This is a genomic window from Streptomyces sp. L-9-10 (assembly GCF_004151105.1).
Taxonomy (GTDB): domain Bacteria; phylum Actinomycetota; class Actinomycetes; order Streptomycetales; family Streptomycetaceae; genus Streptomyces.
Genome location: NZ_PHRF01000027.1, coordinates 273,916 through 295,518 on the forward strand (window position 1 = coordinate 273,916; position 21,603 = coordinate 295,518).

The 21,603-nt window shown below is 71.6% G+C and carries 13 protein-coding genes; 9 read left to right on the forward strand and 4 right to left on the reverse strand.

From position 1 onward, the window contains the following. Window positions 1–166 precede the first annotated feature (166 nt). On the reverse strand, window positions 167–2,260 hold the full coding sequence (locus CU044_RS07400) for a SpoIIE family protein phosphatase (RefSeq protein WP_129767638.1): 2,094 nt from the start codon (window positions 2,258–2,260) through the stop codon (window positions 167–169). Window positions 2,261–2,570: 310 nt separating this feature from the next. On the opposite strand from CU044_RS07400, the gene CU044_RS07405 reads away from it, so the two are divergent. The 4 genes from CU044_RS07405 (at window position 2,571) to CU044_RS40160 (ending at window position 9,348) form a co-directional block, all read left to right on the forward strand. Continuing rightward, window positions 2,571–5,066, forward strand: coding sequence for an RICIN domain-containing protein (locus CU044_RS07405; RefSeq protein ID WP_129767639.1), 2,496 nt, complete (start codon window positions 2,571–2,573; stop codon window positions 5,064–5,066). Window positions 5,067–5,219: 153 nt separating this feature from the next. Then, entirely contained in the window at window positions 5,220–7,424 is a 2,205-nt protein-coding gene (locus tag CU044_RS07410) for a discoidin domain-containing protein (protein WP_129767640.1), read from the forward strand. A 342-nt stretch (window positions 7,425–7,766) separates the two neighbouring features. Then, window positions 7,767–8,261, forward strand: coding sequence for an NUDIX domain-containing protein (locus CU044_RS07415; RefSeq protein WP_129767641.1), 495 nt, complete (start codon window positions 7,767–7,769; stop codon window positions 8,259–8,261). Between the two features lie 67 nt (window positions 8,262–8,328). Beyond that, window positions 8,329–9,348, forward strand: a complete 1,020-nt coding sequence (locus CU044_RS40160; protein ID WP_345790123.1) for a glycoside hydrolase family 75 protein — start codon at window positions 8,329–8,331, stop codon at window positions 9,346–9,348. 137 nt (window positions 9,349–9,485) lie between these two features. Here CU044_RS40160 and CU044_RS07425 read toward each other — a convergent pair whose 3' ends face one another. Together CU044_RS07425 and CU044_RS07430 are read right to left on the reverse strand one after the other, a co-directional pair. After that, window positions 9,486–11,015 (reverse strand): amino acid permease, encoded by a 1,530-nt coding sequence (locus CU044_RS07425; protein WP_165371810.1) that lies wholly within the window; start codon window positions 11,013–11,015, stop codon window positions 9,486–9,488. Between the two features lie 97 nt (window positions 11,016–11,112). Next, complete coding sequence (locus tag CU044_RS07430) at window positions 11,113–12,120, reverse strand: hypothetical protein (protein ID WP_129767642.1); 1,008 nt, start codon at window positions 12,118–12,120, stop codon at window positions 11,113–11,115. A 653-nt stretch (window positions 12,121–12,773) separates the two neighbouring features. Between CU044_RS07430 and CU044_RS07435 the strand changes: the two genes are divergently transcribed. From CU044_RS07435 to CU044_RS07445, 3 genes are all read left to right on the forward strand, one after another. Further along, window positions 12,774–14,258, forward strand: a complete 1,485-nt coding sequence (locus CU044_RS07435) for an FGGY family carbohydrate kinase (RefSeq protein WP_129767643.1) — start codon at window positions 12,774–12,776, stop codon at window positions 14,256–14,258. A gap of 158 nt (window positions 14,259–14,416) precedes the next feature. Further along, window positions 14,417–15,928, forward strand: coding sequence for an FAD-dependent oxidoreductase (locus CU044_RS07440; RefSeq protein ID WP_129767644.1), 1,512 nt, complete (start codon window positions 14,417–14,419; stop codon window positions 15,926–15,928). After that, window positions 15,925–17,259: an FAD-dependent oxidoreductase gene (locus tag CU044_RS07445; RefSeq protein ID WP_129767645.1), complete on the forward strand. Its 1,335-nt coding sequence runs from the start codon at window positions 15,925–15,927 to the stop codon at window positions 17,257–17,259. Before CU044_RS07440 ends, CU044_RS07445 begins: the two co-directional genes overlap by 4 nt. A 36-nt stretch (window positions 17,260–17,295) precedes the next feature. On the opposite strand, the gene CU044_RS07450 is transcribed toward CU044_RS07445, so the two are convergent. Continuing rightward, a complete protein-coding gene (locus CU044_RS07450; RefSeq protein WP_129767646.1) occupies window positions 17,296–17,859 on the reverse strand; it encodes a hypothetical protein in 564 nt (187 codons plus the stop codon). A gap of 453 nt (window positions 17,860–18,312) precedes the next feature. On the opposite strand from CU044_RS07450, the gene CU044_RS07455 reads away from it, so the two are divergent. Beyond that, window positions 18,313–20,058 carry a TIGR03767 family metallophosphoesterase gene (locus CU044_RS07455; RefSeq protein WP_129767647.1) on the forward strand — a complete coding sequence of 582 codons (1,746 nt, stop codon included), beginning with the start codon at window positions 18,313–18,315 and terminating at the stop codon, window positions 20,056–20,058. Window positions 20,059–20,255: 197 nt separating this feature from the next. After that, complete coding sequence (locus CU044_RS07460) at window positions 20,256–21,512, forward strand: DUF4032 domain-containing protein (protein WP_129767648.1); 1,257 nt, start codon at window positions 20,256–20,258, stop codon at window positions 21,510–21,512. Window positions 21,513–21,603 lie beyond the last annotated feature (91 nt).

Here is a 21,603-nt window from a genome sequence, read left to right on the forward strand (position 1 = left end):
CGGCCCTGTCCGGTCGTAGTCGGCGTGGGCGCGGGCGTGGGCGCACGGTCGTCCCCGCCGCCCCGGTCCGGGGACCCCGCCCCCGGACCCGTCCGCCGGCATCCGTTCCGCTTCGCAGGGCGGCGGCAGCCGCTTCGCAGGAGCGGCGCCCCCTGCCCGGTCGCGCTCAGCCCGGTCTGCCGTCCGGCTGGAACTCGCACCAGACCGCCTTTCCGTCCCCGCGCGGCTCGACCCCCCAGCGCGCGGCCACCGCGTCCACCAGCAGGAGCCCCCTTCCGGAGGTGGCCGCCTCGCCGGGCTCCCGGCGGCGGGGCCAGACGCTGGAGCGGTCCTTGACCCACAGGCGGACCCGGCGTACCGGCTCCGGCAGGACCTCCAGGGTGAGTACGGCGCCACCCTCCGTGTGGAGCAGCACATTCACCAGCAGCTCGCCGGCGGCCAGCTCCACATCGTCGATGAGCGCGGCCAGCCCCCAGTCCGCCAGCGCCTGGCGCAGCACGGCGCGGCTCTCGACCAGGCCCTCCGGGTCCGCCTGGTGGACGTACAGATGGATACGGGGCGCCTGGTCGGTACCGGGATCGGGGCGGCGGCGCAGCACGAGCAGCGCGATGTCGTCGCCCGTCCCCCAGCGCTCCCACAGCCGCTCCGAGAGGTGGTCGGCCAGCGCGCCCGCCTGCCCGGGACCGGCCCGTACCATCTCGGCGAGGGCGTCCATCCCGACCGAGATGTCGCTGCCGGGCTCCTCGACCAGCCCGTCGGTGCACAGCACCAGGGTCTCGCCCGGTACGAGGTCGAGCCGGGTCTCCGGGAACTCCTCCTGCCCGAAGGCCGTGGCGTACCCCAGCGGCAGTCCGCCGCGCAGATGGGGCCAGCCGATCCGGCCGTCGGTGTGCCGGATGAGGGGGCCGAGATGGCCGGCCCGTACGGCACGTATCGCGCCGGTGACCAGGTCCACCTGGGCGTATACGCAGGTCGCGAAGCGCTCTGTGTCGAGTTCGGAGAGAAAGCGCGAGGCGCGTGCCAGGACGGTCGCGGGCGCGTGGCCCTCGCCCGCGAAGGCGCGCAGGGCGATACGCAGCTGGCCCATGATGGCGGCGGCGTGGGTGTCGTGCCCCTGGACGTCGCCGATCACGATGCCGACCCGGCCCTCGGGCAGGGTGATCACGTCGTACCAGTCGCCGCCCACCTCCCGGCCGCTCCAGGCCGCGTGATAGCGGACCGCGATCTCGGCGCCGGGGAACTCCGGGATGTCGCGGGGCAGCATGGAGGCCTGGAGGCCGGTCGCGAACTCGCGCTCCTGGTCGAAGAGGACGGCGCGCTGGAGGGACTGGGCCACGATGCCCGCCAGGCCCATCAGCGTATTGCGGTCCTCGGTCGGGAAGTGCGTGCGGTGCCGGTAGAAGAGCGCCAGACAGCCGATGGAGCGCGACTGGGCGACCAGCGGCAGGAAGGCCGCCGCGTTGGCCCCGAGCCCCCGGACGTACGGCCGGAGCCGCGGGAAGCGGTCGATCACCAGGTCGCGCAGTGAGCTGACGAACCTCGGCCGCTGGTTCAGGACGGCCTCGGCGAGCGGCAGGGAGCCGTCGAGGCGGTGGAGCCGCAGGTCGTCGAGCACGTCGATGGACTCGCCTGCCAGCGCGATGAGCTTCAGGGCGCCGCCCTCCACCACGCCGAGAGCGAGCCCGTCGGCACCGAAGTGCTCAAGGCCGCCCGCGCCCGTCAGCGCGGCGGCGACATCGTCCACGGTGATCGCCCGGGAGAGTGCGTCCGAGGCGCTGTGGGCCGCGCCTGTCATACCCGCACCGCCCGCACTGCCCGTACCGCCGGTATCACCCGTCTCCACCGGGTTGACCACGGTGAATTCGGAGAGGTCCGCCGTGGCGTTCCGCACGATGCCGATGATGCGGTACGGACGGCCCTGTTCGTCGCGCAGGATGCGGGCTCTCGTATGGGTCCACTGCCGCATTCCGGTGCGGCGCGTCAGCTGGAAGTACGAGCCGTACGAGGACCGGCCGCTCCGGATCGCCGCGTCCACCACGGCCTGGAGGCGCAGGCCCTCCTCGCGGGGTACGCGTGACGCCAGGGTCTCGGCCACGCCGTCGTACTCGTCGGGGCGCATATCGAACACAGCGAGGCCCGCCGCATCGAGCTCGAAGGCCCCGCTTTCGAGGTCCCAGTCGAAGCTGCCCATGCGGTTCAGTGCGAGTCTCTCGTCCGCACCGATCACCGGCCGGTCCCGGTCCCGATCGCGTCCTGCCATGCGCCCGCTCCGGAGGTGGGCTGGGGAGCCCGGTCAGCCGGCCGGGGCTCCTCACTGAGTTTCGTGGCGTTCGAACGCATGTAGCGTAACTTTCCCGGCAAAACGTCGCACTATGGGCCGGACCGAGACCGCCGCCCGGCCTGCCCGTCGATCGGGCCCCGCGGCGGGCCGCCGGGCCGAAGGATCAGCCCGTCTTCCGGTCCGCCCCGCCCCACGCCTGGACAGAGCGACAGCCGCGTGCTGTGATGCCAACTCCCCCTGTTTTCAACGTTGTACAGCTCGGCACTGACATGGATGGGAGTCCCTGATCATGCTCGACCGACGACGTTTTCTGCACACCGGCGCCCTCGCGATCGGCAGCGGGGGCCTGCTCGGCCCCTTCGCGTCCGCCGCCTCCGCCTCCACCCCCGCCTCCGCCGTAGCCCCGGCCTCCATCCCCGCCTCCGCCTCCGCCTCCTCCGTGGCCCCGGCACCCGGCGGCTGGTACGCGCCGAACGCCGCGCCGCTCGCCCCCACCGCCTTCCAGAAACTCCCTCTCGGCAGCGTCACGGCCCGGGGCTGGCTCTCGGGGCAGCTGCGCCTCCTCCTCGACGGCCTCTTCGGCCGCTACGCCGAGATCTCCCACTTCCTGCGGTTCGACGAGTCCGGCTGGGTCCATCCGGAGAAGGACGGCTGGGAGGAAGTCACCTACTGGCTGCGCGGATATGTCAGTCTCGCCGCGCTCACCGGCGACCGGGACGCCCTCGCCACGAGCCGCCGCTGGATCGACGCGATCCTCGCCACACAGCGGCCGGACGGTTTCTTCGGCCCGACCCGGCTGCGTACCGCGCTCAACGGCGGCCCCGACTTCTGGCCGTACCTCCCGCTGCTCCAGGCGCTGCGTTCGCACGAGGAGTTCACCGGCGACGAGCGGATCCTGCCGTTCATCGTGCGCTTCCTCCGCTATATGGACGCGCAGGGCCCTGGGGCGTTCAACTCCAGCTGGGTTTCCAAGCGTTGGGGCGACGGCCTCGACATCGCGATGTGGGTCTACAACCGCACCCGCGAGCCCTTCCTGCTCGGCCTGGCCGACACCATGCACACCCACGGCGCGAACTGGGTCGACCACTTCCCCGATCTGCACAATGTCAATATCGCCCAGGGTTTCCGCGAGCCCGCGCAGTACGCCCTGCGCTCGGGGTCCGCCGGCCTCACCCGGTCCACCTACCGCAACTACGCGGCCATCATGGGCACTTACGGCCAGTTCCCCGGTGGCGGATTCGCGGGGGACGAGAACGCCCGGCCCGGCTTCGGTGACCCCCGGCAGGGCTTCGAGACCTGCGGAATCGTCGAGTTCATGGCCAGCCATGAACTGCTCACCCGTATCACCGGCGACCCGGTGTGGGCCGACCGCTGCGAGGAGCTGGCCTTCAACATGCTCCCGGCCGCCACGGACCCGTGGGGCAGGGGCGTGCACTACATCACCTCCGCCAACGGCATCGGTCTCGACAACTCCCGTAAGACGCAGGGGCAGTTCCAGAACGGCTTCGCGATGCAGTCGTTCCAGCCGGGCGTCGACCAGTACCGCTGCTGCCCGCACAACTACGGCATGGGCTGGACCTACTTCACCGAGGAGCTGTGGCTCGCGACCCCCGACCGGGGGCTGGCCGCCTCGATGTACGCGGCGAGCCGTGTCCGCGCGAAGGTCGCCGACGGCACGGAGATCACCGTCGCCGAGGACACCGACTATCCCTTCAAGGAAACGATCACACTCACCGTCTCCACCCCGCGCCGCCTCCGCTTCCCGTTGTATCTGCGGATACCCGGCTGGTGCGAACAACCCGGACTGTCCGTCAACGGGCGGCGCACAACCGCCACGGCGGGCCCCTCCTTCGCCAAGGTCGACCGCACATGGAGCGACGGTGACCGGGTGACACTGCGGCTGCCGCAGCGCACCACCGTACGCCGCTGGGACGACAACCACGGCGCCGTCAGCATCGACCACGGCCCGCTGACCTACTCCCTGCGGATCGGCGAGCGGTACGAGCGCTACGCCGGGACGGACGACTTCCCGGAACTCGCCGTGCACGCGAGCGGACCGTGGAACTACGGCCTCGCCACCGACGGGCCCGCGGATCCTCCGGCGGATCTGCGGTTCTCCGCCGACAGCGGCCCGCTGTCGGGCGATCCCTTCACCCAGGAGGGCACCCCGGTCCGGATCACCGCCCCCGCCCGCCGGATCGCCGAGTGGGTCGCGGACGACGAGCGGGTCATCGCTCCCCTCCAGGACGGCCCGGCCCGCAGCACGTCGGCCGTGGAGCGGGTCACGCTGATCCCGATGGGCGCGGCCAGGCTCCGTGTCACCGCCTTCCCGACCGCGCACCCCGAAGGCCGGCCCTGGACACCCGAACCCGCCTTCCACCGCGTCCAGAACAAGCACAGCGGGAAGGTCCTGGCCGTGGACAGGATGTCGCTGGCCGACAGCGCCCGGGTGGTGCAGTTCGACAACTCCGGTACGGCGGACCATGCCTGGCAGCTGACCGACGCGGGCGGCGGCTGGTCCCTGATCCGGAACGGGAACAGCGGCAAGGTGCTCGGCGTCGACGGAATGTCCACCGCCGACAGCGCGCCGGTGGTGCAGTTCGCGGACAACGGGACCGACGACCACCTCTGGCAACTGCTGGACAACGGCGACGGCTGGTACCGCATCCGCAACAAGCACAGCGGGAAGGTGCTGGGCGTCGACGGGATGTCGACCGCCAACAGCGCCCAGGTGGTCCAGTTCGACGACAACGGCACGGACGACCATCTGTGGAAGCTGCTCTGACAGGCTCCCGACACGGCCGCGAGCGCGCCGGGATCGCGCACGGCTCTTGACGTGTACGGGGCGCGGGAGAAGCATCTCCGGTACTCAGAGAGCGCTCTCCAGGCTCTCTCCCACCGCACCTCCCGCATCGCCGAAGACTCAGGAGACCTGCCCATGCACGCTCCTCCGCTCGCTTCACCGGTGTTCCGCAGACCCTCGCCCGCACGCCGGCGCCCCGCGAGCAGGCGAGGGCTCGCCGCCTCCCTCGCGGCCACCCTGATCGCCTCCCTGTTACTCCTCATCCCCGGCACCTCCGCCCAGGCCGCGCCCACCCTGCTCTCCCAGGGCAAGCCCGTGACCGCCTCCAGCCAGGAGAACGGCGGCACCCCCGCCACCGGAGCCGTCGACGGCGACAACGGGACCCGCTGGTCGAGCGCCGCGTCCGATCCGCAGTGGATCCAGGTCGACCTCGGCGCCACCGCCGCCGTCAGCCAGATCGTTCTGCGCTGGGAGACCGCCTACGCCACGGCGTACCGGATCGAGTTCTCGGCGAACGGCACGAACTGGACCACCGCGTACTCCACCGCCACCGGGCCCGGCGGCACGGAGACGCTCAATGTCTCGGGCAACGCCCGCTACGTGCGGGTGTACGGCACCGCGCGCGCCACCCAGTGGGGCTACTCGCTCTGGGAGTTCCAGGTCTTCGGCGGCACCTCCGGCGGCGGGGACCCGCTCCCGGGCGGTGGTGATCTGGGGCCGAACGTGGTGGTCTTCGATCCGTCGACGCCCAATATCCAGGGCAGGCTGGACGAGATCTTCCGCCAGCAGGAATCGGCGCAGTTCGGCTCGGGCCGCTACCAGCTGCTGTTCAAGCCCGGCACGTACAACAACATCAACGCCCAGCTCGGCTTCTACACCTCGATCTCCGGCCTCGGGCTCTCGCCCGACGACACCACCTTCAACGGTGATGTGACCGTGGACGCCGGCTGGTTCAACGGCAACGCCACCCAGAACTTCTGGCGCTCCGCCGAGAACCTCGCCCTCAACCCCGTCAACGGCACCAACCGCTGGGCCGTCGCCCAGGCCGCGCCCTTCCGCCGTATGCACGTCAAGGGTGGCCTCAACCTCGCTCCCAACGGCTACGGCTGGGCCAGCGGCGGCTACATCGCCGACAGCCGTATCGACGGCACCGTCGGCCCCTACTCCCAGCAGCAGTGGTACACCCGCGACAGCTCCGTCGGCGGCTGGACCAACGGCGTCTGGAACATGACCTTCTCCGGTGTCGAAGGCGCGCCCGCCCAGAGCTTCCCCAACCCGCCCTACACCACCCTCAACACCACCCCCGTCTCCCGCGAGAAGCCCTTCCTCTACCTCGACGGGAACGCCTACAAGGTGTTCGTCCCCGCCAAGCGCACCAACGCGCGCGGCACCACCTGGGGCAATGGCGCACCGCAGGGCCAGTCGCTGCCGCTCGACCAGTTCTATGTCGTCAAGCCGGGCGCGACCGCCGCGACGATCAATCAGGCGCTCGCGCAGGGGCTCAACCTGCTGTTCACACCCGGCATTTACCACGTCGACCAGCCGATCAACGTGAACCGCGCCAACACCGTCGTGCTGGGGCTCGGGCTCGCCACGATCGTGCCGGACAACGGGGTGACCGCCATGAAGGTCGCCGATGTGGACGGGGTGAAGCTGGCCGGGTTCCTGATCGACGCCGGTCCGGTGAACTCTCCGACGCTTCTGGAGGTCGGCCCCCAGGGCGCGTCCGCGGACCACTCCGCCAATCCGACGACCGTGCAGGACGTGTTCATCAGGATCGGCGGCGCGGGCCCCGGCAAGGCCACCACCAGCATGGTGGTCAACAGCGACGACACGATCATCGACCACACCTGGGTCTGGCGCGCCGACCACGGCGCCGGCGTCGGCTGGGAGACCAACCGCGCGGATTACGGTATCCGGGTCAACGGCGACGACGTGCTGGCCACGGGGCTCTTCGTCGAGCACTTCAACAAGTACGACGTGGAGTGGTACGGCGAGAACGGCAGGACGATCTTCTTCCAGAACGAGAAGGCGTATGACGCACCCAACCAGGCCGCCATCCAGAACGGATCCATCAAGGGCTACGCCGCCTACAAGGTCGCCGACTCCGTCAACAACCATGAGGGCTGGGGTCTGGGCAGCTACTGCAACTACACCTCGGACTCGACGATCCAGCAGGATCACGGCTTCCAGGCGCCGGTCAAACCCGGAGTGAGATTCCACGATCTCCTGGTCGTCTCGCTCGGCGGGATGGGCCAGTACAACCATGTGATCAACAGCATCGGGTCACCCACCTCGGGAACCTCGACGGTTCCGTCGACGGTGACCTCGTTCCCGTAGGTGATCCCGCGGTAGGGCGTCCCGCATGAAGGGGCCCGGCCTCGCACCGCGCACCGCGCGCCGAGGCCGGGCCCCGCCCGTTACCCGACCGGCGGGCCGGCACCGTGCACCGGCCGGGTGCGCCGCCCCCGTACGGCGCAACCATTCATACGATCGGCCGGGCGGCACACCGAGAAGCTGCGGCTCCCCGTGACGCGCTCGATGATGCGCCGAAGACCCCGCCGTCCACGGGCTGTCCACGGAGCCGGGCACCGAACGTCGGCATCGAAGACGCGAGCGAAATCCGCACAGATAGCCGATGCCCGGAATGCACCGTTACGCACCCGTGCCCAGACTGACGGCATGTCGGGCAAACAGAGCGCTGGCCTCCTCGTGTACCGGGTGACGGACACCGGTACCGAAGTGCTCCTCGGGCACATGGGCGGACCGTTCTGGTCCGGCCGCGATGCCGCCGCCTGGTCGATCCCCAAGGGTGAGCACGGACCGGACGAGCGGCCGGAGGACGCCGCCCGCCGCGAGTTCCAGGAGGAACTCGGCCTGCCGGCGCCCGACGGACCGTGGATCCCGCTCGGCGGGATGCGGCAACGGAGTGGCAAGACGGTCACGGTCTGGGCCGTAGAGGGGGATCTCGAACCCGCCCTCGCCGTGCCCGGCACTTTCACCATGGAGTGGCCGAGAGGATCGGGTGTCCTGCGCGAATTCCCCGAGCTGGACCGTGTCGCCTGGTTCTCGCTGGAGAACGCCGTGGAGCCACTGGTGACGGGGCAGCGGGTCTTCCTCGACCGGCTGAGCGAGTGCATAGGCGACGGCCACAGGCCGTCCCCGCCCAGCCGCTGACCCCGCCATCCGGGTGCCGCCCAGGCGCGCCGTCCGGTCCGGTTCATTCAGGAAAGGGATCTTCTCCGTGCCCGCTCGCCCTCATGTCTTCGCCGCCGCCAGTACGGCGCTGCTCGCCGCCGCGGTCATTCCCGCGACCGTGCTCCCCGCCCTGGCCGTGCCCGCCGAGGCGCCGCACGCCCCCGCGTCACCCGCCCGCGCGTCGCCCGACTCCGCGTCCGTCGACCCCGCGTACCGCGCCCTCCGGTCGTCCCTCTCCGTAGCGGCCTCCTCCGCGCCGTCGCCCTCCGCGCCGTCCACTTCCGGCCGTCGGTCCTCTTCCGACGCGTCCTCTTCCGGCCCGTCCTTCTCCGCGCCGTCCGCCTCCGCCCCATCCGCCTCGGCGCCGTCCCCCTCCCCCCCATCCGCCGCCGCACCGCCCGATCGCCATGGCGCGCCGGGGCCCGCGGCAGGGCCGCCCGCCGGTAGAGAATCGTTCAGGCACGACGGACTCCCCGAGGACGGACCCGTCACGGCGTCCGCTCTGCTGGCCAGGGCCGGCGGCTGCGACCAGATCTCCAACGGGCAGTACCGCACCCGCGAGAGCACTCCGGCCACCATCCCCGTCTGCGATGCCAAGGGCGCCGTCTTCTGGAAGGCCGACATGGACATCGACTGCGACGGCCAGACCACGGCCCACTGCAACTCCGCGGCTGACCCCTACTACCAGGACAGCACCGCGTACCTTCAGTCCGACGGCAGAGCGCTCAACCCTGAGGAGCTGCCGTATATCGTCGTGCCTCTCTCCAGCTCCATCTGGAACTTCCGCTCGTCGGGCATCCGGGGCGGATCCGTCGCGGCGGTCATCCACCGCGACAAGGTGGAGTACGCCGTCGTCGGCGACACCGGCCCGCCGGGAATCATCGGGGAGGCGTCGTACGCGACGGCACGCGCGCTGGGAATCGCGCCCGACCCCTCGGGCGGCGGGGTCCCGTCGGGAGTGACGTACATCGTCTTCAAGGACTCCGAGCTCTCCCGGCTGGACGACCAGGAGACCATCGCGCGGCGCGGCGACGAGCTGGCGAAACAATTCCTCAGGGACAACTGAAAGGCGAGCGGTCACTCCAGGCCCCCGGCTTCCGGTGTGGGCCTGCCCGTGGGCACCACGCACACGTGCGGCGGGGGCCCGCCCTCCCGGGCCGGACCCCCGCCGCACACACCGCGTCCTTCCGGACGGGAGAAGGCTCAGACGATGCCTTCCGAGATCTCCGACTGCTCGCGCGCGTTGCCGTACGCCTGCGGAGTGCTGTACGAGCCACGGGCTATGTACCACCAGGCGGTCGCCAGGATCAGCACCACGGCCAGGGCGATCACGGCGTAGTTCATGGAGTCGACCGTCACCGGGTTCGACTGGGGCAGGCAGAAGAGCACGGTGACCAGGGCCACCCACACCACGGCTATCCAGCCGATCGGCTTGCTCCAGCGCCCGAGCGTCCACGGTCCGGGCTCGAAGCGGTCCTTGGCGCGCAGCTTCAGGAAGATGGGGATGGCGTACGCCGGGGTGATACCGATGACGTTGATGGCCGTCACCGCGCCGTACGCCGTCGTGGAGTACAGCGACGGCAAGGCGAGCACACCCGCGACGATGACCGACAGCCAGACCGCCGGGACCGGGGTCTGGGTACGGCTGCTGACGCGCCGCCACAGCGCCGAGCCCGGCAGGGCGTTGTCACGGCTGAAGGCGAAGACCATCCGGCTGGCCGCCGCGACCTCCGCGTTGCCGCAGAACAGCTGCGCCACGATCACGAGCAGCAGCAGGGCCGTGGCACCGCTCGTACCGAGCGCGTCGATCAGGATCTGCGCGGGCGGCACGCCGGTGTCGCTGTTCTGGGCGCCCGCGTAGTCCTGGATGGCGAAGGTGAGGCCGGCCAGCAGGGCGAAGCCGGCGATCCAGGAGACCCAGATGGCCCGGACGATCCCGCGCGCGGCGGTGACGGACGCGTTCGAGGTCTCCTCCGAGAGATGGGCCGAGGCGTCGTAGCCGCAGAAGGTGTACTGCGCGAGCAGCAGCCCGATCGCGGCCACATAGAGCGGGTTCTGCCAGCCGGTGTCATTGACGAACTCGGTGAAGACGAACGACGGCGACTGGTGGTGGTCGGGGACGATCGCCAGGGCCCCGACGATGATGGCGACACCGGCCAGATGCCACCACACACTGATCGAGTTGAGCACGCTGACCAGCTTGACCCCGAACAGGTTCAGCACGGCGTGCAGCAGCAGGATGCACAGGAAGATCACGAAGGTCCAGCCCGGAGTGGGACTGAAGCCGAACTGGAGGTTGAGGAAGGCCCCGGTGAACAGCGCGGCTCCGTAGTCGATTCCCGCGATCGCGCCGAGCAGTCCGAGCAGGTTGAGCCAGCCGGTGTACCAGCCCCACTTACGGCCGCCGAGCCGGTCCGCCATGTAATAAAGGGCGCCCGAGGTCGGATACGCGCTCGTGACCTCGGCCAGCGCCATGCCGACGCAGAGCACGAACAGACCGACGCCCGCCCAGCCCCAGAGCATCACCGACGGACCGCCGGTGCCCATGCCGAAGCCGTACAGGGTCATACAGCCGGACAGGATGGAGATGACCGAGAAGCTGATGGCGAAGTTGCCGAACCCGCCCATGCGGCGGGCGAGGACGGGCTGGTAGCCGAGCTCGCGCAGCCGCTGCTCTTCGTCCTTCTGGGGCATGGGACCGGCCTTCGACCAGGCCGGTGGCGAAGTGGTCATGGAAAGAACCTCCGGTGGGAAACAACGAATCGGGGGACGGCTGGGGGACGTGCTGCCGAGGACAGAGGGACGCGAGCGGCACCGCGGCGGGTGCCGCTCAGCCGCCCGGCCCGTCCCGCTGGTCGCGGGCCGCCGCGAGACACCGGCCGCGGGCGCGCAGGAACACGTCCTCGGCCTGCCCGGCGTCGCCGGGGCTGCGCGTACGATACGCCCACGGCACGGAGGCGTAGTAAGGCCCCAGGGCCTCGAACACCCGGGCCCCCTGCTCGAATTGGAGCGATCCCCACAGGCCGTGCGCCAGATGGTTGAGGTCGAGCAGCGAGGCCTCGGCGAGAACGGCGTGGTCGAACCACAGATTCAGCGCCCGCAGGGCGTCACGGGTCGCGTCCTCCGTGACCCAGTGGAGGTCGAGCGCCTTCTCGTGACCGTTCTCCCGGCGGTAGCGCTCCACCCGTACGAACAGCGGCATGACGTGCAGCGCCGAGCCCTGGGGCGCGGAAGAGGCCGCCCACTGGACGAAGTTGACCGCCTCCGAGAGCGATCCGTCGGCCCGCCGCGCGTAGACGAACTGAAGCATGCGGTGATACGCCTCGCGGTTGTACGGATCGCGCTTGTCGGCCTCCGCGAGAAGGGCCCAGGGACCGGGGAAGAGCATCGGCCCCGGCGGCGGCAGCCGGTGTTCCTCCAGCCGCTGTCTGCCGTCGAGTTGGGACAGGGCGAGCAGACACACCCAGGGCACCGGGTCGTCGGGAGCGTGGCGCGCGGCGCCGCCGCACGCCTCCCATGCCTGCTGCCACAGCTCCTGCGTGCGGGCGTGTCCCTCGCGATGGGCCCGTACGGCACGCTCCACCAGCACCCGGGTGTGCATCACGTGCGCGGCGACGCTCCTGGGCTCTTCGGACAGCCATGCCCGTACGGCGTCGGAACCGGCGGCCACGGCGGCGAGCACCTGGGTGCGCTGGGTCCACAGGGCCCAATCGGACGTCGCGGCAAGGAGGTTGCGCATCGAGACCCAGCGGCCGGTACGCAGATCCTGGACCGCGGCGCGCAGTTCGTTGTCGTGACCCGCCGGGTGGTATACGGGGCGCATGTTGTCGCTCGCCATCAACTCGGCCCCGTCCGCTCACGCGTGGACGGCCGCCGGGCGAGCCACGGTGACGGCCGTCGCAGGAGGGCCCACGGAGCGGGGGGCACTAGCATCGCCCCTCCCTTACCGGCCCCGGTGGACCGGGGACCTGGGGATGGCGGACGTTCCCCCGTTCCGGTATCCCGGAACTCCCGTACCGCGGCGGCCGGGAGACGCCGGCCGTCGCGGGCTGCCTACAGGACGTACTGAGCCGGGCGCGGCCGAAGGGGCACCTGGCTGAAAGTATGTTCGTCATTGATCCTCTAGGACGGTGGGGGGTGGAGCGATCCGGCGTCGTCGCAGAAGGCACAGACCTTACGTGCCGCAGGTCAGGAAGAGCCGAAGAGCACCACCTGCCGCTGCGGCGATCAGTGTAGGGGGCGGAGTGACGTGGCTCGAACACTTTGCTGATCTTTCGCAACTCTCTGTTGATCAAAGCAGGTTGGACCCCGCACGGCCGCGGTGCCCGGACGATTTCCCGGAGCGCCGGGCCCAGGCGCCGCCACGCCCGCGCACGGACGGTCCAGAGAACCCTTGACGCCCGCTCTGACCTGCATCACGCTTTCGCTCAGCGATCACGAAGCGCCGCGATCGACGCGGCCTCGCGCCCCTCCGCGACCGAAGAACGGGATATGCCGCCAGCCCAGCACTCGCCCCGCCCTCGCGCCGGATCATCCACCCGGCCGGTACTCGCCGTCGACCAGGGAACCTCGTCCACCAAGGCGCTGGTCATCTGCCCCGAACGAGGCGTGATCGGTACGGGTTCCGCCCCGGCGCCGCCCCGCTACGGCTCCGGCGGACTGGTGGAGGTCGATCCCGCCGTCCTCCTCCGCTCCGTACTCGACGCCGGGCGGCAGGCGCTGGCGGACGCGGCGGAGCCGGTCGCGGCCGTCGGTCTGGCCAACCAGGGCGAGACGGTGCTCGCCTGGGATCCGGGTACGGGTACGCCGCTCACCGACGCGATCGTCTGGCAGGACCGCCGCGCCGAGCCGCTCTGCGCGGAACTCGCGCCGTACGACGGCCGCTTGAGGCAGCTGACGGGGCTCCCGCTGGACCCGTACTTCGCCGCGCCCAAGATGGCCTGGATCCGGCGCGAGCTGACCCGCGAGGGCACCGTCACCACCAGCGACTCCTGGCTGATCCACCAGCTGACCGGCGCGTTCGTGACGGACGCCGCCACCGCCGGGCGCACACAGCTGCTCGACCTCGACCGGGCCGACTGGTCGCCGGAGGCCCTGGAGATCTTCGGGCTCTCCGACGAGGCGCTGCCCCGTGTCGTCGACGCGGCGGGACCGGTCGGCACCACCGGTGCCTTCGGTGCCGAGATCCCGCTGACCGGGCTGCTCGTCGACCAGCAGGCCGCACTGCTCGCCCAGGACGTGACCGAACCGGGATCCGCCAAGTGCACCTACGGCACCGGCGCGTTCCTGCTCGCGCAGACCGGCGGCCTGCCGCGCCGGGGAACGTCGGGCCTGGTCAGCTGTGTCGCCTGGCGGCTGGACGGCCAGACCAGCTACTGCCTCGACGGACAGGTCTACACGGCCGCGTCCGCCGTGCGCTGGCTGACGGATCTCGGCGTGATCTCGGGGGCCGCCGATCTCGACACGGTCGGCTCCTCCGTACCGGACAGCGGCGGCGTGACCTTCGTACCCGCGCTCGCGGGGCTCGCCGCGCCGTGGTGGCGCGGCGATCTGCGCGGCTCCATGACCGGCCTCGGCCTGGACACCGGTCCGGGACAGCTCGTACGCGCGCTGTGCGAGGGCATCGCCGCCCAGGTCGTGGAGCTGGCGGACGCGGTGGCCACCGATCTCGGCACACCGCTGACGAGCCTGCGGGTGGACGGCGGTCTGACCCGGTCGGCGCTGCTGATGCAGACCCAGGCCGATCTGCTGCAACGGCCCGTCGAGGTCTCGGCGCTGCCCGATGTCACGGCGCTGGGGGTGGGCGCCCTCGCGCGCCTCGGCCTCGACCCGGCGCAGTCGTTGCGGCAGGTGATCCCGGAGTGGAAACCCGCCGCGGTCTACGAGCCGGGGATCGGCGCGGACGAGGCGGCGGAGCGGCTGGGGGTCTTCCGCGCGGAGGTGGCGGCGCTGCTCGACCGTAGTCCCCCGCCCTGAAGCACGGCGGTCCGGAACGAGACGGCCCGGACCGCAGGAGAACCGACGAGACCGAAGACAATCGCCGCGTACCGAAGAGAACCCGAACCGAACCGCCGCGCACCGACGCCGACCGAACCGCGGCCCGGACCTCCGTCCCGGCCTGGACCTGGAGCACCATGACTGTCACGACCTCGGGCACGCTGCCGGACGAGGTGTACGACGTCGCTGTCATCGGCGCCGGAGTGGTCGGCACGGCCATCGCCCGTGAACTGACCCGCTATCCGCTGCGGATCGCGCTGGTGGAGGCGTCCGACGATGTCGGCGACGGTACGTCGAAGGCCAACACGGCCATTCTGCACACCGGTTTCGACGCCGTGCCCGGTTCGCTGGAGTCCCGGCTCGTACGCGAGGGACAGCGGCGGCTCGCGGAGTACGCCGCGCGGACGGGGATCCCCGTCGAACCGCTCGGCGCCCTGCTCGTCGCGTGGGACGAGGAACAGCTGGCCGCGCTCCCCGGACTGGCGGCGAAGGCCGAGCGCAATGAGTACCGCGAGACACGGATCCTGGACGCGGACGAGCTGTACTCCCGCGAGCCGCGTCTCGGCCCCGGCGCGCTCGGGGCACTCGAAGTCCCCGGCGAGAGCGTCATCTGCCCCTGGACGACGACGCTCGCGTACGCCACCCAGGCCGTACGGGCCGGGGCGGATCTGCACCTCAACTGCCGGGTGGAGGACGTCGCCGACGTGCCCGGCGACGAGTTCGCGCACGAACTGACCACCGGCCGCGGCGTATTGCGGACGCACACGCTGATCAACGCCGCCGGACTGTACGCCGACGAGGTCGACCGGCTGCTCGGCCACACGGACTTCACCGTGACCCCCCGGCGCGGTCAGCTCATGGTCTTCGACAAGTTCGCCCGCGATCTGGTCCGGCACATCCTGCTGCCGGTGCCCACCGCACTCGGCAAGGGGGTACTGGTGGCGCCCACGGTGTACGGCAATGTGATGCTCGGCCCGACCGCCGAGGACCTGGACGACAAGACGGCGACCGGATCGACGGCCGAGGGGCTGGACTTCCTGCGGGAGAAGGGCGCACGGATCATGCCGGAACTGCTCGACGAGGAGGTGACGGCCGTCTACGCGGGACTGCGCGCCGCCACCGAGGAGGACGACTACCGCATCCGCTCCCATCCCGGGCAGCGCTACATCACGGTGGGCGGTATCCGCTCCACCGGGCTGACCGCGTCCATGGCGATCGCCGCCCATGTCGTGGAGCTGCTCGCCGGCTCCGGCCGGGACCTGGGCGCGGCACGGGAACTCGAACCGGTACGGATGCCGAACATCGGCGAGGCGTCGCCACGACCGTACGAACGCGCCGAGCTGATCGCGGCGGACCCTGAGTACGGAAGGATCGTGTGCCACTGCGAACGGGTCTCGCGCGGGGAGATCCGCGACGCCCTCGCCAGTACCGTCCCGCCCCGCTCGCCCGAGGGGCTGCGGCGGCGCACCCGCGCCCGGGGCGGCCGGTGCCAGGGCTTCTACTGCGGCGCCACCGTACGCGCCCTGCTCGATGCCGAAGCTCCGGAAGCCCCCGGAGCCCCGGGCGCGGCCGGCACGTACGGCACGCCCGGACCGTCCGGACCGCCCGATGGCGGCGAAGCATCCCAGCGGCCGGAGGTCGGACCATGAGCGCGACATCGGACCGGGACGCCGTGTCCTCCGGCCCCGGACCCGGCCCCGGCCGACGGCGGCGCTCGGTCGATGTGCTGGTGATCGGCGCGGGTCCCGCGGGTCTGGCCGCGGCCGAGCGACTGGCCGCCTCGGGCGCCGGTACGGTCGAGGTCGTCGACCGCGAGGAGGAGGCCGGCGGTGTCCCCCGCCACTGCTTCCACACCGGGTTCGGCCTGCGTGATCTGCACCGTCCGATGAGCGGCCCCGCGTACGCCCGCCACTGGCGTGATCTGGCGACCGGCGCGGGAGCGACGCTGCGCACCGGTGTCTCCGTCACCGGCTGGGCGGGACATCACGGGCGCGAGGTCTCCCCCGGCGGCCCCGGGCCGCTCACCGTGGAGACCACCGGACCCGAGGGCCTCGAAAGCCTCTCCGCCGGGGCGGTCGTCCTCGCCACCGGCGCGCGCGAACGGCCGCGCGGCGCACGGCTGGTGCCGGGAACACGGCCGGCCGGTGTGTTCACCACCGGCGAGCTGCAACAGGCCGTCCATCTGCACCATCAGCGGATCGGGCTGCGGGCCGTCGTCATCGGGGCCGAGCCCGTCAGCTACTCCGCGGCTCGCACCCTGCGGAGCGCGGGCGTGGAGATCGCGGCGATGGTCACCGAACAGCCGCACCACCAGTCCTCATGGGCCTCGGGGCTCGGATCCCGGCTGCGCCACCGCGTACCGCTGCTCACCGGCACGACCGTCACCGAACTGCTCGGCCGGGGCCGGCTCACCGGGGTCGCGCTGCGGCACGACGACGGCAGGACGACGACCGTCGGCTGCGACACCGTCGTCTTCACCGGGGACTGGATCCCCGACCATGAGCTGGCCCGCCGGGGCGGGATCATTCTCGACCGGGGCACCCGGGGCCCGGCGGTCGACACCGCGTTCCGCACGGCCGCGCCCGGCGTCTTCGCCGTCGGCAATCTGCTGCACGCCATCGAGCCCGCGGGCACCGCCGCCCGGGAGGGCCGGCTCGTCGCCGGGCCCGTGCTGCGGTATCTGGCGGACGGCGCCTGGCCGGGCGGACAGGTGCCGGTGGAGGTGGACGCGCCCCTGCGGTGGGTCGCGCCGAACCGTATCGATCCACGCGGTCCGCGCCCGCCGCTGGGCCGCTTCACGCTCCGCACGGCACGCTCGGCCGACCGGCTGTCGTTCCTCCTGGTCAGCCAGGACGGGCGGGTGCTGCACCGGGAACGGCTGCGGCGTGGCGCGGTGCCGAACCGCCCGCTGTACGCCTCCGCCGACTGGATCGACCGCGCCGATCCCGGCGGCGGCCCGATCGTGATCAGCACAGGCTGAGCCCGGCCGCGGTGCCGCCCTGTCGCGTGTACGGGCTCAGAGACCGTCGGACCCCAGGACCGCCGCGTAGAAACCGGCGCGCCCCGCGAGCGGCGTCAGCTCACCCGCCCGCCGGGCCGGGAAGCAGACCAGCGGGTAGCAGTCGGACTCTATGTCGAGCACGGCGAGCGCCACGCCCAGTTCCAGATGGAGCCGGCCGGCCTCATTGAGGAAGGCGGCGGTGTCCAGCGGCTCCGCGTCCGTGCCGTCCGAGTCCTCCGGGCCCGCGAGGGACCACGGGTCGACGGTGGGACGGGATTCGAGGCCCCGGAGCTGACGTCTGATCTCGTCGCCGCCCTCCTTCCAGTCGACCTCTGCCAGCAGCCCCTGGGCGGTGAGGGCGTCGACGAGCGCGATCCACGCGAGGTTCTCGATGGGCGCGTCGATGCCGCGGCGATCAAGCCGCGTGGCGTGCGTACGGACGTAGGCGTCCGGGTCGTCGTACGCGAACAGGGCCTCTTCGGCGACGGCCGCGCGGCCGGGCGCGAGGAGCTCGGCCAACTCGGCGAGCGCCCGCGCGGCGGGTGCGGAGGCGGAGGCGGAGGCGGGACGATCCGTCATGATGACAGCTCCTCAGAGGTCGGCTCAGGAACCAGCGCACGGCGGGAACCAGGGGTGGGCGTCGGGAAATCCAGGTGTCCAGGGGTGGATCACCGGCCCGGGAAACACCCTCCCACGGGGGTCTGACAACCGGCCGTTCGCACGTGGCCACCGGAAGCGGGGCCCGGGGAACGGGGCCACTGCAAGCGGGGCCGGAGAGCGGGGTCCGGAGGCACGGCCACGGGACATACGCGCCGCCCTTCCCCGCAGAGTGAACGCTGAGTGACCGGCTCCGGTCCTGCGACTGTGGGCGCGGCGACGGTTCCCCGACGCGGTGATCCCTGTGTGGTGATCGGTGTTGGCCGTTGGAACGTCGTTCACGCGCAGGCCACGCCCGGTGTCAACCATCAAGGAGTAGCCAGGGGGCCGTCCCCGGCGCGCTTGTTGATGCGCTCGCACTCGGGAGACCGCAGAATGACACGCATACGCTCCGCAGTCACCGCCGTCGACCGCCGCTCCTTTCTCACCGCCACCGGAGCGGTCGGCGTCTCCGCCGGGATCGGGCTGGCGCTCGGCGCGGGCGGCGGTCCCGGGGAAGCGGCCGCCGCACCCGGAGTGACCGCCGCACCCTCCGTCCCCGGCCCCCGCGGCCCCGCCGCCCCGGCCACACCCATCCGTGCCGTCCCCGCCCGTACGACGCTGGAGACGGTGGCCGCGCCCCGCGACAGCGCCGCGGCCTTCCGGCGGCTCGGCGACGGTCCCGGCTGGCGCAGGGTCGTCCGCGAGTCGCTCGCGGCCCCGCGGCCCGGCCGCGCCCAGCGGCGTACCGTACTCAGCTCCTTCGTCCAGCTCACCGATCTGCATCTGGTGGATGTCCAGCACCCGGTGCGCACCGAGTATCTGCGTTCGCAGCAGCTCTCGGGATGGCGGCCGCAGGAGGCGCTCACCGTCCCCGGGGCGGTGGCCCTGATCGAGCAGATCAACGCGCTGAAGGCCGGCCCCGCGACCGGGGCGCCGCTCTCCTTCGCCGTGACGACGGGCGACAACACCGACAACAACTCCCGGGCGGAACTGGACTGGTTCCTCACGGTGATGAGCGGTGGCCGTATCTCCCCCAACACCGGTGACCTCCAGCGTTACGAAGGGGTGCAGAACTCCGACGAGCGGCTGTTCTGGCACCCGGAGGACTCCCGCCGCGACACCGACAAGCGGCTCGGCTACCCCCGTATCGACGGGTTCCTCGCCGCCGCGATCCGGTCCGTGAACAGCCCGGGGCTGCGTATCCCGTGGTACTCGACCGTCGGCAATCACGACGGTCTGGCCAGCGGGGCGATGGCCGACCCGTCCGGCTTCCTCGCCGAGTTCGCCGTCGGTGCGAAGAAGCTGTACGGCATCCCCGACGCCGAGGCCAAGCAGCTGCTGAAGCTCCTCTCGAAGGGCGGGGACCCCAACGGGGAGAAGCTGATCGACCTGCTGCGCCGCTCGAAGCGCGCGATGCGGTCCATCACCGCGGATCCGCGCCGGGCGCCGTTCGGTCCCCGTGAGTATCTGACCGCGCACCTCGACCCGGAGCGGGCGGGCGCCGGTCCGGCCGGCCATGGCTACACCGCGGCCAATCTGGACGACGACACGCTCTACTACACATTCCCGATGGGCGAGAACGTCACCGGCATCAGCCTCGACACCACCGACCGGGGCGGCCACTACACCGGTTCGCTCAACACCGCCCAGCTCACCTGGCTGAAGCGCAAGCTCGCGGAGCACCGGGACGGATACGTCGTCATCTTCAGCCATCACAACAGCTGGACGATGACCAACACCCACCCGGACCCCGCCCACCCCGGCGAGGCCCGGCACAACGGCGACGAGGTGCTGGCACTGCTCAAGCGGAACCGCAATGTGCTGGCCTGGGTCAATGGCCACAGCCACCGCAACTCGATCCTTCCGCACGGCAGCTTCTGGGAGATCTCCACCGCCTCGCACATCGACTTCCCGCAGCTCGCCCGGGTCATCGAGATCACCGACAACGGGGACGGCACGCTGTCGCTGTTCACCACGCTGATCGAGTCGGCGGCGCCGCACAGGACCGACTTCGAGGACCTCTCGCAGACCGGTCTCGCCGCCCTGTACCGCGAGCTGTCGCACAACGCGCCGGGGTCGACCACCGCCCCGTCGGGCAAGTCCACGGACCGCAACACCGAGCTGCTGCTGAGCCGCTGACACCCCCGCCGCCGGCCCCGCCGACACCTCCGCCGACAGCCCCGGCCGCTGACGCCGCCCGGGAGACGACATCGCTCAGGAAGGGACGCACAGCCATCCACCACGGTCCTGCCTCCGACCGCGGCCACCGGACCCGGCACACTGTCCGGGGCGGTTCCGGATCCGGTGCCCGCCCGACGACCGCCGTGGGAGGCACGATGCCGCTGCAGATCAGCGCGACCAATCCGGAGCAGCCGGCCGTGCTGCTGGATCTGCCGTGGACCACTCCGCTCGACCAGTGGCCCGACGAGTGCCTGGTCGCGCTCCCGCGCGGTATCTCGCGCCATGTGGTGCGCTTCGCCTCGGCAGGGCCCGAGGTCGTGGCGGTCAAGGAGATATCGGAGCGCGGGGCGGTCCGCGAGTTCGGTCTGCTCCGCGATCTCCACCGCCTCGGGATCCCGGCCGTGGACCCGGTCGCGGTGGTGACCGGGCGCGTGGACGCGGACGGGGCGCCCCTGGAGCCGGCACTGATCACACGCCATCTCAAGGGGTCGCTGCCCTATCGCTCGATGTTCGAGTCGACGATGCGGCCGACCACCGTGAAGCGGCTCATGGACGCGCTGGCCGTGCTGCTCGTACGACTGCATCTCGCCGGGTTCGCCTGGGGCGACTGCTCGCTGTCCAACGCGCTCTTCCGGCGGGACGCGGGCGCGTACGCCGCGTATCTGGTGGACGCCGAGACGGGGCAGATCCAGCAGAACCTGAGCCGGGGACAGCGCGATTACGACATCGAGCTGGCGCGGGTGAACATCGCCGGGGAACTGATGGACCTGGAGGCGTCGGGGGCGCTGCACCCTTCCGTCGACCCGGTGCCCTTCGGCGCGGCGATCGTCCAGCGGTACGAGGATCTCTGGCACGAGGTGACGCGCGAGTCCGTGTACCCGGTGGACAAGCGGCACTACATCGACCGCCGGATCCGCCGGCTCAACGATCTGGGCTTCGATGTCGCGGAGATGCAGATCGAGCGCTCCCCGGTGGGCGACACCGTCACCTTCCTGCCGAAGGTCGTGGACGCGGGCCATCATCAGCGGCAGCTGCTGCGTCTGACCGGCCTGGACGCCGAGGAGAACCAGGCGCGCCGGCTGCTGAACGACCTGGAGAGCTGGATGGCCGGCGAGGAGGACTACGCGCCAGGCGATCCCCTGGGGGCGCGGCCCGAGGTCCTCGCGCACCGCTGGGTCCGCGATGTCTTCCGGCCGACCGTACGGGCCGTACCGCTGGAGGCGCGCGGCGAGATGGACGCGGCGCAGATCTACCACGAGGTGCTGGAGCACCGCTGGTATCTGTCGGAGGCGGCGGGGCGCGATGTCGGTCTGGAGGCGACGATCGCGGACTACCTCGTGAACGTACTGCCGCACTCGGTGAACGCGATGACGCCCCCGGGGGCGGAGACGACGGGCGGTCTCTCGCCCTGACCCCGGGAGGCGGCCCTCCGGGAGACGGCGCCCGGGAAACGGGCGCTCCGGGAGACGGCGCCCCGGGAGAAGGCGCTCCGGCCCCGGGTGC

Excerpts from the sequence above, each read along its gene's own strand:
- CU044_RS07400 (WP_129767638.1), bottom strand. The coding sequence starts at position 2,260 with ATGGCAGGACGCGATCGGGACCGGGACCGGCCGGTGATCGGTGCGGAC.
- CU044_RS07405 (WP_129767639.1), top strand. The coding sequence starts at position 2,571 with ATGCTCGACCGACGACGTTTTCTGCACACCGGCGCCCTCGCGATCGGC.
- CU044_RS07410 (WP_129767640.1), top strand. The coding sequence starts at position 5,220 with ATGCACGCTCCTCCGCTCGCTTCACCGGTGTTCCGCAGACCCTCGCCC.
- CU044_RS07415 (WP_129767641.1), top strand. The coding sequence starts at position 7,767 with ATGTCGGGCAAACAGAGCGCTGGCCTCCTCGTGTACCGGGTGACGGAC.
- CU044_RS07425 (WP_165371810.1), bottom strand. The coding sequence starts at position 11,015 with ATGACCACTTCGCCACCGGCCTGGTCGAAGGCCGGTCCCATGCCCCAG.
- CU044_RS07430 (WP_129767642.1), bottom strand. The coding sequence starts at position 12,120 with ATGGCGAGCGACAACATGCGCCCCGTATACCACCCGGCGGGTCACGAC.
- CU044_RS07435 (WP_129767643.1), top strand. The coding sequence starts at position 12,774 with ATGCCGCCAGCCCAGCACTCGCCCCGCCCTCGCGCCGGATCATCCACC.
- CU044_RS07440 (WP_129767644.1), top strand. The coding sequence starts at position 14,417 with ATGACTGTCACGACCTCGGGCACGCTGCCGGACGAGGTGTACGACGTC.
- CU044_RS07445 (WP_129767645.1), top strand. The coding sequence starts at position 15,925 with ATGAGCGCGACATCGGACCGGGACGCCGTGTCCTCCGGCCCCGGACCC.
- CU044_RS07450 (WP_129767646.1), bottom strand. The coding sequence starts at position 17,859 with ATGACGGATCGTCCCGCCTCCGCCTCCGCCTCCGCACCCGCCGCGCGG.
- CU044_RS07455 (WP_129767647.1), top strand. The coding sequence starts at position 18,313 with ATGACACGCATACGCTCCGCAGTCACCGCCGTCGACCGCCGCTCCTTT.
- CU044_RS07460 (WP_129767648.1), top strand. The coding sequence starts at position 20,256 with ATGCCGCTGCAGATCAGCGCGACCAATCCGGAGCAGCCGGCCGTGCTG.